General features: G+C 65.9%; 11 protein-coding genes. 8 read left to right on the forward strand and 3 right to left on the reverse strand.

The features are described 5' to 3' along the window. Positions 1-87: 87 nt before the first annotated feature. Complete coding sequence (locus tag CLAM6_RS04645) at positions 88-1731, reverse strand: electron transfer flavoprotein-ubiquinone oxidoreductase (protein WP_153635265.1); 1644 nt, start codon at positions 1729-1731, stop codon at positions 88-90. A gap of 594 nt (positions 1732-2325) precedes the next feature. Between CLAM6_RS04645 and CLAM6_RS04650 the strand changes: the two genes are divergently transcribed. The 8 genes from CLAM6_RS04650 (at position 2326) to CLAM6_RS04685 (ending at position 9916) form a co-directional block, all read left to right on the forward strand. Then, a complete protein-coding gene (locus CLAM6_RS04650; RefSeq protein WP_153635266.1) occupies positions 2326-3078 on the forward strand; it encodes an electron transfer flavoprotein subunit beta/FixA family protein in 753 nt (250 codons plus the stop codon). After that, positions 3075-4001, forward strand: a complete 927-nt coding sequence (locus CLAM6_RS04655) for an electron transfer flavoprotein subunit alpha/FixB family protein (protein ID WP_043331885.1) — start codon at positions 3075-3077, stop codon at positions 3999-4001. Before CLAM6_RS04650 ends, CLAM6_RS04655 begins: the two co-directional genes overlap by 4 nt. Positions 4002-4322: 321 nt before the next feature. Further along, positions 4323-5234, forward strand: coding sequence for a DUF3450 domain-containing protein (locus CLAM6_RS04660; RefSeq protein WP_235506905.1), 912 nt, complete (start codon positions 4323-4325; stop codon positions 5232-5234). Continuing rightward, positions 5234-6685: a MotA/TolQ/ExbB proton channel family protein gene (locus CLAM6_RS04665; protein ID WP_153635267.1), complete on the forward strand. Its 1452-nt coding sequence runs from the start codon at positions 5234-5236 to the stop codon at positions 6683-6685. Before CLAM6_RS04660 ends, CLAM6_RS04665 begins: the two co-directional genes overlap by 1 nt. Further along, the gene (locus CLAM6_RS04670; RefSeq protein ID WP_153635268.1) at positions 6678-7301 is read left to right on the forward strand and encodes a MotA/TolQ/ExbB proton channel family protein; all 624 of its coding nucleotides are present in this window, start codon (positions 6678-6680) and stop codon (positions 7299-7301) included. The genes CLAM6_RS04665 and CLAM6_RS04670 overlap by 8 nt, the downstream gene beginning before the upstream one ends. After that, on the forward strand, positions 7294-7692 hold the full coding sequence (locus CLAM6_RS04675) for an ExbD/TolR family protein (protein ID WP_043331884.1): 399 nt from the start codon (positions 7294-7296) through the stop codon (positions 7690-7692). The genes CLAM6_RS04670 and CLAM6_RS04675 overlap by 8 nt, the downstream gene beginning before the upstream one ends. Position 7693: 1 nt before the next feature. Next, positions 7694-8488: an energy transducer TonB gene (locus CLAM6_RS04680; protein ID WP_153635269.1), complete on the forward strand. Its 795-nt coding sequence runs from the start codon at positions 7694-7696 to the stop codon at positions 8486-8488. A 132-nt stretch (positions 8489-8620) separates the two neighbouring features. After that, on the forward strand, positions 8621-9916 hold the full coding sequence (locus CLAM6_RS04685) for a hypothetical protein (RefSeq protein ID WP_153635270.1): 1296 nt from the start codon (positions 8621-8623) through the stop codon (positions 9914-9916). Positions 9917-10053: 137 nt separating this feature from the next. Here CLAM6_RS04685 and xthA read toward each other — a convergent pair whose 3' ends face one another. Next, on the reverse strand, positions 10054-10866 hold the full coding sequence (gene xthA / locus CLAM6_RS04690) for an exodeoxyribonuclease III (protein ID WP_054554994.1): 813 nt from the start codon (positions 10864-10866) through the stop codon (positions 10054-10056). Next, positions 10866-11132: a hypothetical protein gene (locus CLAM6_RS04695; RefSeq protein ID WP_043331879.1), complete on the reverse strand. Its 267-nt coding sequence runs from the start codon at positions 11130-11132 to the stop codon at positions 10866-10868. The genes xthA and CLAM6_RS04695 overlap by 1 nt, the downstream gene beginning before the upstream one ends. Positions 11133-11517: the final 385 nt, after the last annotated feature.

An 11517-nucleotide genomic window follows, 5' to 3' on the forward strand; every position in this document is an offset into this window, starting at 1 on the left:
CGGCGCTGAGAGATGAGGAGGGCCAGACATGACAACGCCGCCACGGCAGGGCCGTGGCGGCGTTGTCAGCTGGCGGGCAGCAGAGGCTTACATGTTGGGGTAGTTGGGGCCACCGCCGCCTTCCGGCGCGACCCAGGTGATGTTCTGCGCCGGGTCCTTGATGTCACAGGTCTTGCAGTGCACGCAGTTCTGGAAGTTGATCTGGAACTGCGGCTCACCGGCTTCCTCGACGATCTCGTAGACACCGGCCGGGCAGTAGCGCTGGGCGGGCTCGGCGTAGCGCGGCAGGTTGTCACGCACAGGAAGCTCCGGGTCGGACAGGCGCAGGTGACACGGCTGGTCTTCCTCGTGATTGGTGTTGGAGAGGAACACCGAGGACAGCTTGTCGAAGGACAGCTTGCCGTCCGGCTTGGGGTACTCGATCTTCGTGCATTCAGCCGCCGGGCGCATGCGCGCGTAGTCCGGTGTGGTGTCATGCAGGGTCGGCAGGCGGCCGCCCGTCAGCTGGTCGAGGAAGTTGTAGGCGCCACCGAGGAAGGTGCCGTACTTGTGCATGGCCGGGCCGAAGCTGCGCGAGGCGTCCAGCTCCTCATAGGCCCAGCTGTCCTTGAAGCGCTTGCCGAAGTCGACCAGGTCTTCACCGCCTTCGTCACCGCCCTTGATGGCGTCGAACACGCTTTCCGCCGCCAGCATGCCGGACTTCATCGCGGTGTGCAGACCCTTGATCTTGGCGAAGTTGAGCGTGCCGGCGTCACAGCCGATCAGCAGACCGCCCGGGAAGCTCATCTTCGGCAGGCAGTTGAGGCCGCCCTTGGCGATGGCGCGCGCACCGTAGGAGACCCGCTTGCCGCCCTCGAGATGGCGGGCCAGGGTCGGGTGCTGCTTCATGCGCTGGAATTCATCGAAGGGTGACAGGTACGGGTTGTCGTAGGCGAGATCGACGATCAGTCCCACCACCACCTGCTGGTCATCGGTGTGATAGAGGAAGAAGCCGCCTTCGGCGTTGCCCTTGAGCGGCCAGCCGCTGCCGTGCACCACCAGTCCTGGCTGATGCTGTTCGGCGGGCACATCCCACAGCTCCTTCAAGCCGATGCCGTAGTGCTGGGCATCCGCTTCGCTGTCGAGCGAGAAACGCGAGATCAGCTGCTTGCCCAGGTGGCCACGGCAGCCCTCGGCGAACAGGGTGTACTTGCCGCGCAGCTCCATGCCCGGCATGTGGCCATCCTTCTCGCTGCCATCGGCGGCCACGCCCATGTCACCGACCACGATGCCGCGCACCGTGCCATCTTCACCATGCAGCACTTCCTGGGCGGCGAAGCCCGGGAAGATCTCGACGCCCAGCTCCTCGGCCTGCTCGCCCAGCCAGCGCGTCAGGTTGCCGGCGCTGATGATGTAATTGCCGTCGTTGTGCATGGTCCTGGGGACCAGTGCATTGGGGATGACCTGCGCTTTCTGGTCATCCTTGAGCAGCACGACCTCGTCACGGGTGACGGCCGTCTTGAGCGGTGCGCCGCGTTCGGCCCAGTCGGGGAACAGCTCGGTCAGTGCACGCGGTTCGAGCACGGCGCCGGACAGGATGTGCGCGCCGACTTCAGAACCTTTCTCGACCACGCAGACCGTCAGCTCCTTCTCGGCCGCGTTGGCCTGCTGCATCAGTCGGCAGGCCGCCGCCAGGCCGGAAGGGCCGGCACCGACGATGACCACGTCGAAATCCATGAATTCGCGTTCCATGACCCGTCTCCTCAATCTTTGCGCCGTCAGGGCCCCGCGGATCCGGCGGGGCGGGCGTGTCACGAACGACCATGGCCGTCCGCTGGGCAGTGGACCTCCGGCGTGGCGTGCGTCAGGGCACGACTCGCCGGAGTGAAAATAGGGGTGCGACTCACGCTGGTACGCCATGTCCTGCACGGACGATCGGCCGCTCGACACAAGGCGCTGGCGCGAAGCAGCCGCATAGCATGCCGCAACAGTAGCATTTAAAACGACCGTTTGTTTATTATGCTTGGGTCTGACGTAATAGCCACCGGGGGGCGTTGCAGGAAATCGCCCGATGGGTTTCACGCTCGGGCGTGTTGAGAGTGATTGTCAGGTTTGACCCCGGCAACCAATTCTGCGCAAGATGCCCGCATGAGAATGGCGGCGCCCGGACAATGAAAACCACGCCGGTCTGGCTGACTTCATCCGTCGGGTGCCAGCGGATATCGTGGCGAGACACTTGTCATCACGGTCATCTGTGGAAGATATTCACCTATCAAACGCTTGCATGAATCGAGCGCTGGCGGCCTCACGGTCACTGGTACTCCATGAGAAATCAGCGAGGACACCATGAAAGTACTCGTCGCGGTGAAACGCGTCATCGATTACAACGTCAAGATTCGCGTCAAGGCTGACCAGTCTGACGTCGAGCTGACCAACGTCAAGATGGCCATGAACCCCTTCTGCGAGATCGCCGTGGAAGAAGCGGTGCGCCTGAAGGAAAAAGGCGTGGCGACCGAAGTCGTGGCCGTCACCATCGGCCCCAAGGCCGCCCAGGAACAGCTGCGTACCGCGCTGGCGCTGGGTGCCGATCGCGCCGTGCAGGTGATGACCGATGACGCCGTCGACTCGCTGGCCGTGGCCAAGCTGCTGGCCAAGGTGGTCGAGGAAGAACAGCCCGGCCTGGTGATTCTCGGCAAGCAGTCCATCGATGCCGACAACAACCAGACTGGTCAGATGCTGGCGGCACTTACCGGCATGGGGCAGGGCACCTTCGCTTCCGAAGTGGCGGTCGATGGCGAGAGCGTCAATGTCACCCGCGAGATCGATGGCGGCCTGCAGACCGTCAAGCTGAACCTGCCGGCGGTGGTCACCACTGACCTGCGCCTCAACGAGCCGCGCTACGCCAAGCTGCCGGACATCATGAAGGCCAAGAAGAAGCCGCTGGATGTGAAGACGCCGGAAGAGCTGGGTGTCTCCACGGCCTCCAAGGTGTCGCTGGTCAAGGTCACGCCGCCGGCCGAGCGTCAGGGCGGCATCAAGGTCGGCTCCGTCGATGAGCTGGTGGACAAACTCAAGAACGAAGCAAAGGTGATCTCATGAGCATTCTCGTCATTGCCGATCATCATGATGGCCAGCTGACCAGCAGCACCGCGAGTGTCGTGGCAGCCGCAACCGCCATCGGTGGCGATATCGATGTGCTGGTCGCCGGTGAGGGCGTAGGCGCCGTCGCCGAGCAGGCCGCCAGGCTTGCCGGCATCGCGCGTGTGCGTGTCGCCGACAATGCCGTCTACGCCCATCAGCTGGCCGAGAACCTGTCGGCACTGGTCGTGGCGTTGGCCGATGACTACAGCCACGTGCTGTCCAGTGCCTCCACCACTGCCAAGAACTTCATGCCGCGTGTCGCGGCACTGAAGGACGTGGCGCAGATCTCCGAGATCATCGCCGTCGAGAGCGCCGATACCTTCCAGCGCCCGATCTACGCCGGCAACGCCATCGCCACCGTCAAGAGCGACGATGTGCTCAAGGTCATCACCGTGCGTGCCACCGGCTTCGATCCGGTCGCGCTCGACGGACAGGCGGCCATCGAGGCCGTGGACGTGGTCGAGGATGCAGGTGTCTCGAGCTTCGTCGAGGAAACCCTGGCCGAAAGCGAGCGCCCTGAGCTGGGCTCCGCCAAGGTGGTGATCTCCGGTGGCCGCGGCATGGGCAACGGTGAGAACTTCGCGCTGCTCAACGGTATCGCCGACAAGCTGGGCGCCGCCATCGGTGCCTCACGCGCTGCGGTCGACGCCGGCTTCGTGCCCAACGACATGCAGGTCGGCCAGACTGGCAAGATCGTCGCGCCGGACCTCTACATCGCCGTCGGCATCTCCGGGGCGATCCAGCATCTGGCGGGCATGAAGGACTCCAAGGTCATCGTCGCGATCAACAAGGACGACGAAGCGCCGATCTTCCAGGTCGCGGATTACGGCCTGGTCGGCGATCTGTTCGAGGTACTGCCGGAGCTGGAAGGCAAGCTCTGAGCAAGGCCCTGCAAGGCTGAGGCCGAGACACCGCAAGGTGGCCTGGCCCATCAACGCGACCCGCTTCGGCGGGTCGTGTTTTTTTGTGTCTGCGGGCAAGGGTTGGGGCGAGGGCAGGGGAGAGAGCGTCAGGAGAAAAGTGCAACGCTGCATTGCAGGTTTCAGGGCCTGCTGATGGGGCAGAGCGAGGCAAGATCAATTGATAATTGTTCTTGTTTGTAATACCGTCCATGCCAGTGATTTGCATTTCCACTCGGAAGCCACTAGCGGCCTGGCAGGCGACCGAGGATGCAACCAAGCCTAGTTCTTCAGGAGATGTCCGTGCGGCGTTCGACTTCTTTCCCCTTCCCGTGCGTGCGAGCCCTTGGCGGCCTGCTCCCGGCGCTGGTGCTGCTTGCACCGCTGACAGCCACCGCATTGCCGGCGCATGCCGAGACACTGCGTGACAGTGCCGCCACTCATCAGGAAACCCAGCGTGAGCTGCAGGCGCGCATCGATGCCGCCGATGACGAGACGCGTGCGCTGCTGGTGCGCCTGCGTGAAGCGCGTCAGGAAGCCGCGCGTCTGGAAAGCTATACCGCGGAGCTGACGCCGCTGAATGCTGACCGCGCGGCGCGTATCGAGCGCCAGCGCACGGCGCTGGAGAATCTCGAGGCCACGCGTGAGTCGCTGCCGGGCCTGCTGCGTCAGCAGGTCGAGGAGCTGGCGGACTTCATCGAGCAGGATCTGCCGTTTCTCAAGGACGAGCGCCTCGCGCGCGTCCAGCGTCTGCGTGACAACCTCTCCAATGCCAGCCTGAGCAATGACGAGCGCCTCGATCAGCTGCTCAACGCCTGGCAGCAGGAGCTGAGCTACGGTCAGGGCTTCGATACCTGGCGCGCTGGGCTGGTCGGTGGGGAAGACACCGAGGTGCAGTATCTGCGTGTCGGCCGCGTCGGCCTCTATTACCTGACGCTGGATGGTCAGCATGGCGGCGCCTGGCAGGCCAGAAATGGCAGCTGGCAGGTGCTGGATGACAGCGGCCTGGAAGCGCTGCGCAAGGGCATCAGCATGGCGCGTGACCAGCAGGCACCGTCACTGGTGACCCTGCCGCTGTCGGTGCCGGTCGAGGACGTCGAGCTGGCTCCGAAGGGGCGCCTGTCGCAGTCCGCGCTCGAGAGCGCCGATCAGGCTGCCGCGGCAGTCACCAGCACACGTACCACCACTACCCGTACCGCGCAGGAGTCCAGCTGATGGCGACGAATTCACAAGCGCCACGTGCGTCTCTGTCACGCCTGTTGCTGACGGCCGGCACCTTGGGGCTGCTGACATTGTCATCTCCCGCCGTGCTGGCGGCGACCGGCAGTGCCGAGCAGTCATTGAGCGTCGAGCAGTTCGAACAGGCCGCCAGTCAGGCCGAAGGCCGCGATCAGGCGCGTCTCGACACCCTGTTGTCGGATCGCGAGGCACTGCAAGCGGCGGTCAGCGAGGCCGAGGCGCGGCGTGACAGCCTGCGCGAGACGCGCGCGACCCTCGAGGCCGAGGCGCAGGAACAACAGGCGACCCTCAGCGGTCTGGACGAAGAGCGTCAGGCCCAGCAGGGCGATCTCGGTCAGGTATTCGAGGTGGCACGCAAGCATGCCCGCGAGACGCGTGAAGCCCTGGCGGGCAACTGGCTGCTGGTCGGCGGCCAGGCGCGTCTGCCGGACCTGGGGCCGCGCGATGAGGTGCCGGGCCGCGAGCGACTCGCCGCCCTGACCGCGGACATCCGCAGCATCGCCACCGAAAGCGGTCGCGCGCTGCGCTTCCAGGCACCGCTGGCCGGGCCGGATGGCAGCATCAAGCCGCGTGAGATCGTGCGCGTCGGCGAGCAGATGGCCTTCAGTGGTCGCCACCTGCTGGCGCCGCTGTCGGAAGACAAGGCCGTGGATGGCCCCTCGGCGCTGGACACCCTCGGCCTTGCGGGTACCACGCCGCTGCGCATTCGCAAGCAGCTGGCGGCCTTCGATGCCGGCGACAGTGATCGCCTGAGCTTCGACCCCACCGGTGGCGATGTCACCCAGGCGCTGGCGCGGGCACCGCGTCTCGGTGAGCGCCTCAAGCAGGGCGGCGCCGTCGGTTATGTCATCGTCGGCCTGGGCGTGCTGGGCCTGATCATCGCGCTGATCCAGCTGGTGCGTCTGTCGCTGACCCGCCGGGCGGTCAAGCGTCAGGAAGCCGACCTGAGCCAGCTCAGTGACGACAACCCGCTGGGCCGTGTGCTGCATCGCTTTGAAGGCATGCGCCACGATCACGAGCCGGAAGCGCTCGAAGCCCGTCTCGATGAGGCATTGCTGGCCGAGCAGCCCAGGCTCGAACGTGGCCAGGCGCTGGTCAAGCTGCTGGCTGCCATCGCGCCGCTGCTGGGTCTGCTGGGTACCGTGACCGGCATGATCGGCACCTTCCAGTCGATCACTGTCTTCGGTACCGGCGACCCCAAATTGATGGCCGGCGGTATCTCCCAGGCGCTGGTGACCACCGTGCTGGGTCTGGTGACCGCCGTGCCGCTGCTGTTCGCCCAGACCGGGCTTTCCAGTCTGTCCAAGGGCCTGATGGGCCGCCTCGAGGGCCGCGCCAGTGCACGTCTGGCCGATCACCTCGAGAAGCGCGCCCCGAGCAAGGCTGCCAGCGCGGCGGCGCGTCAGCGGGATACCGAGCATGCCTGATTCGTTGGCCGCCTCTTCCTTGCTGAGCGGTGGCTTCGCGCCAGTGATGCGGCTGGTGGAAAGCGGTGGCCCGCTGATCGTGGTGATCTGCCTGATCGCCATGGTGCTGTTCGGGCTGGCGCTGGAACGCGGCCTCTACTGGCGGCTCGTGCATCGTCCGGCGCGTCAGCGGTTGATCCACGACTGGGTGGCGCGCAGCGAGCACCACAGCTGGTCGGCGCTCACCCATCGCGAAGTGCTGACCCGTGAGCTGCTGTCACGCCTGCGCGCGCCGCTGCCGTGGCTCAAGCTGCTGGTGCTGATCTGTCCGCTGGCAGGCCTGTTGGGCACCGTGACCGGCATGATCCATGTCTTCGATTCGTTGGCGATCGCCGGCACCGGCCAGGCGCGTGCCATGGCCGATGGTGTGGCACGCGCCACGCTGCCGACGCTGGCCGGCATGGCGGTCGCGGTGGTGGGCCTGATGTTCGTCACGCGCTTCGAGCGCGTGGTGCGTCGTGAAGACCAGCGCCTGCACGACCGTCTGGCGCGCGCCGTCGACGATGCACGTTCCGGCATGTCCGCTGCGAACGGTTTTGATTCCTCCTCTGATACAAGCGAGACACCACATGCGTAGACGTCGCATGGAGGCCGCGGAAGACAGCGGCGAGATCAATCTGACGCCGATGCTGGATGTCGTCTTCATCATGCTGATCTTCTTCATCGTCACCACCAGCTTCGTCAAGGAGTCCGGGGTCGAGATCCAGCGTCCGGAAGCCTCCAACGCCACGGCGCGCCCTGACGCGGCGGTCATGGTCGCCATCACCGCCGAGGGCGCGGTGTGGGTCGACGGCAAGCCGGTGGATGCCCATCGCGTCGGCGACGCCGTGGCCGATCTTGCCGATGGTCAGCCGGTGGTGATCCAGGCCGACAGCCGCTCACAGACCGGTCTGCTGGTCGAGACGATGGATGCACTGCGCAACGCGGGTGTGCAGGACATCGCGGTCGCCGCCTCGAAGGGCGAATGACATGACGCGACGCCTGTATGCCAATCGACTCGTCGGGCTTGTCGGCGGCGCCTTGCTGGCGCTGGTGCTGTTCTATGCGCTGGCCTTGCTGGTTGCGCCGCCGGTGAACGACACGCCGCCACCGGAGCCGCTGTCGGTCTCCACCGTTCAGGCGCCTGAAGAGGCGCCGGAGCCCGCACCGGCGGCGAGTGAAAGTCTGCCCACGCCGCCGGCCGAGCCACCGCCGCCACCCAAGGCAGCCCCGATGCCGGCGCCCAAGGCGACAAGCCCGGTGGCGATTCCCGAGGTCAAGACGCCATTGCCGCCGACGCCAGAGCTGACCATGGATGACAGCCTGCCGCCGCTGGAAGTCGAGCGTCCGCCCAAACCGACCCCCAAGCCGAAACCGACGCCGAAACCGGCACCCAAGGCCAAGCCGGAACCCAAGGCGGTCGCCAGGCAGGCCGAGGCCGCTTCATCGGCGCAGTCGGCGTCTGATGCGTCGTCACAGGCCGCGGCGAAGCCGTCAAAGCCCAAGGCGGCCCCGGCGGCGCAGGGTGGTTCACCGCGGCCCACCGTGCGCACCGCTCCCGAATATCCGAGTCGCGCGCGTCGCCGCGGCATTGAGGGCTTCGTCGAGGTGGCCTTCGTGATTCGTCCGGACGGCAATGTCGATGGCGGCTCGCTGCGGGTGGTGCGTGCCGAGCCGTCGGGCGTGTTTGACCGGGCGGCGATGAAGGCGATCGCGCGCTGGGAATTCCCGGCCGCGGGCAATGCGCGCCAGGCGCGCCAGCGGCTCGAGTTCCAGTTGCGTTGAGGCAACCCATGACCCCATGGCGCGGGCTTTCATCGGGTGTCTGATGTGTGTCATATGTCGTCATCTCTGATGCCGTGGACTTATCGGCAATGCGCCGGGTCATGGCAGCGATGAACGCAAGAGGAAAGACTCATGGTAGCGAAATCCACACCGCCGCAGGACGCCGACAGCGCTGAGCGATCGCGAGGCCTGATGGCGCGGGCGCGCCAGCTGCTGACACGCGGCGGGCGCCGACTCACCCGCGTGACGCTGGTCTCGACCTGCCTGATGCTGATGATGGAAGTTGGTGGCATCAGTGCGGCCCATGCGGCGACGCGCGTCTCCGCCGAAGTGGCGGGGCAGTTGCGTACGCTGCAGTCACGGCTGGATGAAGGCGATTATGACGCGGTCGGTGAGCGCGCCGAGCGTGAGGCCAAGCGCCAGCGTGGTGAAGTGCGTGCGCTGTATCTGTCATTGGCGGCCAGTGCGCGTGCGCGCCAGGGCGATCAGGCCCAGGCGGCGCGTCTGTATGCCGAGGCGCGTCGCCTGCCGGGCGTCAATGCCTCCCAGGCTCGCGAGTGGCTGCGTCGTGAAGCGATGCTGCGCCTGCGCGCCGGTGAGCGCGATAGGGGTATCGCTCGTCTTGCGGAATATCTGCACGGCGGCTCGGCGAGTGCCGATGACCTGTGGCTGGCGGTCAGTCTGGAAGCCAACCGTGGTGACTGGGCGCGCGCCGAGGACTGGCTGGAGCGTGCCAGCAAGGCGAGTGCGCCGAGCGGTGATCGCCTGAAGCTGGCCGTCAGTGTCTATCAGCAGACCGGCCGCCATGGCGCGGCGGTGGCGCTGGTCGAGCAGGGGCTGGGCGAGTCACGCGATCCGCAGGACTGGCAGCGTGCCGTGGCGCTCTATCAGCGCCTCAACCAGAACACCCGCGCCGCCAGTACCTGGGAAGCGGCATGGGCAGCGGGGATCGTCAGCGGCAGTGATGCCTATCAGCAGCGAGTCGACCTGCAGCTGGCGGCCGGTGCGCCGGCACGGGCGGCGGAGCTGATCAAGGCGGGGCTCTCGAAATCCGCGACACCCGAGGGGCAGCCGCTGCTTGACGATACCCCGGCGCTGCGTCGCCAGCTGGCGCAGGCCTGGACGGCGGCGCGCGATGTCGAGCATGCGCTCAAGGCGTGGGCAGCCGTCTCGCAGCAGAGCCAGTCACTCGAGGATGCCCAGCAGTATGCCGAGCTTGCCTATGACTGGGGGCGTTGGGAAACGGCGCAGCAGGCGCTGGCCGCGGCCGGTGAGCGTGGCGACGACTCGGCGCGTCATTGGCTGCTCTCCGGCGTGGTCGCCAGTCAGCTGGAGCAGTTCGACCCTGCGCGTGAAGCTTTCAAGAAGGCTCAGGCGCGTGGCGCCGAAGGGGCCGATGCCTGGTTGAAATCCGTCGCGCAGCGCTGATGACGTAAGACGCTTACGACCCAGCGCTGCCTGAGTATCACTGCAACGAAAACGCCGCCTTTCCTGATCGTCCTGAGACGGGAAAGGCGGCGTTTGCGTGTCTGGCGATCGTGTTCGCGCTGGCGTTGCTCAGCGCATCAGCCGATATCGGTCCACACTGGGGCGTGATCCGACGGCTTTTCCATGCCGCGCAGTGCGTAGTCGACACCGGAATCCTTGATCAGCGGAGTCAGGCCGGGGCTGGTCATGATCAGGTCGATGCGCAGGCCGCGCCTGGGCTCACGCTCGAAGCCGCGTGAGCGGTAGTCGAACCAGCTGAACTGGTCATCGACTTCCGGGTGCACATGGCGGAAGCTGTCGGTCAGGCCCCAGGCGTAGAGGCGCTCCATCCACTCGCGCTCGATGGGCTGGAAGCTGGTCTTGCCTTCGCGCAGCCAGCGCTTGCGGTTGGGCTCGCCGATGCCGATGTCGCGATCGGTGGCCGAGATGTTGTAGTCGCCCATCACCACCACATGCTGCTCGGGCTGGTGGTCTTCTTCCAGCAGGCGGAACAGCTGCTGATAGAAGCGCGTCTTGTAGGGGAACTTCACCGGGTGCTCGATATTCTCGCCCTGGGGGAAGTAGCCGTTGTAGACGATCAGCGGCTCGCCATTCGGGCCGTCGATCTCGACGCCGATCATGCGCTTCTGGGCATCCTCGTCGTCATCCGGCATGCCGTAGTGCACCTTCTTCGGCACCTGACGGGTCAGCATCGCGACGCCGTAGTGACCCTTCTGGCCGTGCCACACCACGTGATAGCCCAGCGCCTCGATGTGCGCGTGGGGGAATTCACTGTCCTGCACCTTGGTTTCCTGCAGGCCAATGACTTCCGGCTGATGCGTCTCGATCAGCGCTTCCAGCTGATGCGGACGCGCACGGATGCCGTTGATGTTGAAGGAAATCAGGCGCATCACGCTTCGCCTCCACCATCATCCTTGGAGGAGCTGTCTTCCTTTGCCGGCGCATCAGGGTGCAGCGGCAAAAGCGGCGCCGCGTTCATGCGTTCCAGCTTGGCGGCAGCCTGGGACTTGCGCTGGTCCTTCTTCTTGGCCACGTAACGCGGGCCGGAATGCACCTGGTCCGGGTTCTCGGCGCGCCACTTCTTGAAGTCCTTGCGGCGGCCGGTACGAATCTGCACCTTGTCGGCGATGGAGCGGCTCTTCTTTCTACGTGTCATCTTCGGGCTTTCCTGTTCGGTGTCGGCAGTCGCCAGCCTTGAGTCGCACGGCAAGGCCGCGGCACGCGGGCAACCGCATCAGTTGTCGGGCATTCTACCAGCCTGCATGGGGCGGGTGCCATGAGGGGCGTCGTGGTGAGAGGCATCGCGTGTCGTGCACGCGAGGATGTCTCGCGCCGAGTGCGTCATGATGCAGGGGCGCGAAGACGCCGGCGGGCTGGTACAATATGTCGGCGTTATCGTCGCTGCCCGCAGGTGAGGTGCGTGACTGGCCGCTTGAATCGGCGCCTTGTGTCTCATGCACGATGGCGGGTCGCCTGCCCCTCGGGGCGCGCTTCCCCTCACGCATGTCAGAGACAACGGCTTGCCGGACGCACCAGTCTTG

Source organism: Cobetia sp. AM6 (genome assembly GCF_009617955.1).
GTDB lineage: Bacteria > Pseudomonadota > Gammaproteobacteria > Pseudomonadales > Halomonadaceae > Cobetia > Cobetia amphilecti.

What these genes read in the sequence shown, in the direction of transcription:
- CLAM6_RS04695 (WP_043331879.1), bottom strand. Translation starts at nt 11,132, where the DNA reads ATGACACGTAGAAAGAAGAGCCGCTCCATCGCCGACAAGGTGCAGATT.
- CLAM6_RS04680 (WP_153635269.1), top strand. Translation starts at nt 7,694, where the DNA reads ATGACGCGACGCCTGTATGCCAATCGACTCGTCGGGCTTGTCGGCGGC.
- CLAM6_RS04670 (WP_153635268.1), top strand. Translation starts at nt 6,678, where the DNA reads ATGCCTGATTCGTTGGCCGCCTCTTCCTTGCTGAGCGGTGGCTTCGCG.
- CLAM6_RS04650 (WP_153635266.1), top strand. Translation starts at nt 2,326, where the DNA reads ATGAAAGTACTCGTCGCGGTGAAACGCGTCATCGATTACAACGTCAAG.
- CLAM6_RS04685 (WP_153635270.1), top strand. Translation starts at nt 8,621, where the DNA reads ATGGTAGCGAAATCCACACCGCCGCAGGACGCCGACAGCGCTGAGCGA.
- xthA (WP_054554994.1), bottom strand. Translation starts at nt 10,866, where the DNA reads ATGCGCCTGATTTCCTTCAACATCAACGGCATCCGTGCGCGTCCGCAT.
- CLAM6_RS04665 (WP_153635267.1), top strand. Translation starts at nt 5,234, where the DNA reads ATGGCGACGAATTCACAAGCGCCACGTGCGTCTCTGTCACGCCTGTTG.
- CLAM6_RS04675 (WP_043331884.1), top strand. Translation starts at nt 7,294, where the DNA reads ATGCGTAGACGTCGCATGGAGGCCGCGGAAGACAGCGGCGAGATCAAT.
- CLAM6_RS04645 (WP_153635265.1), bottom strand. Translation starts at nt 1,731, where the DNA reads ATGGAACGCGAATTCATGGATTTCGACGTGGTCATCGTCGGTGCCGGC.
- CLAM6_RS04655 (WP_043331885.1), top strand. Translation starts at nt 3,075, where the DNA reads ATGAGCATTCTCGTCATTGCCGATCATCATGATGGCCAGCTGACCAGC.